Annotated in this window: 1 protein-coding gene; it reads right to left on the bottom strand. The window is 67.8% G+C overall.

Annotation, left to right across the window (positions count from 1 at the left end; translation table 11 throughout):
* On the bottom strand, positions 1–380 hold a 380-nt coding region (locus FAF44_RS53810; RefSeq protein ID WP_308193556.1), incomplete at its 3' end, for a sulfotransferase.
* Positions 381–398 lie beyond the last annotated feature (18 nt).

Here is a 398-nt window from a genome sequence, read left to right as displayed (position 1 = left end):
GCTCCGAAGAAGGCGGCGGCTCGGTCGGGCAGGCCGGGCGGGATCGTCCGGCCCGGGCCGTTGGTGATCAGCGTCTGCATGCTGGCGTACCACTGGTGCGGGTCCCGCACGGTGAGGATGACCTTGGCGTCCGGGTACGTCTCGGCCTGCTCGCGCCAGAGGTGGCTCGCAGGCCAGTCCAGGGTGGCGTGGTAGCCGTCGAGTGCCTGGTCCCAGGCGATCGGCCGGCCGCCGGTGAGGGGCAGCCACCTGTCCACGTGGCTGGGATGGGTCAGGATCTCGAACATGTGATAGCAGGGTCCGAAGCCGAGGCGTTCCAGTGCGGCCTTCAAGGAGAAGGTTCCGGTCCGCGGGAATCCCGCGCCGATGATCTCAAGCATGAGGTGTTTCCGTTTCTT

This window comes from Nonomuraea sp. MG754425 (assembly GCF_021699195.1).
In the GTDB taxonomy this organism is placed as follows: Bacteria; Actinomycetota; Actinomycetes; order Streptosporangiales; family Streptosporangiaceae; genus Nonomuraea.
Note: the sequence above shows the minus strand (reverse complement) of the source record. Positions and strands in the feature narration are given on the sequence as shown.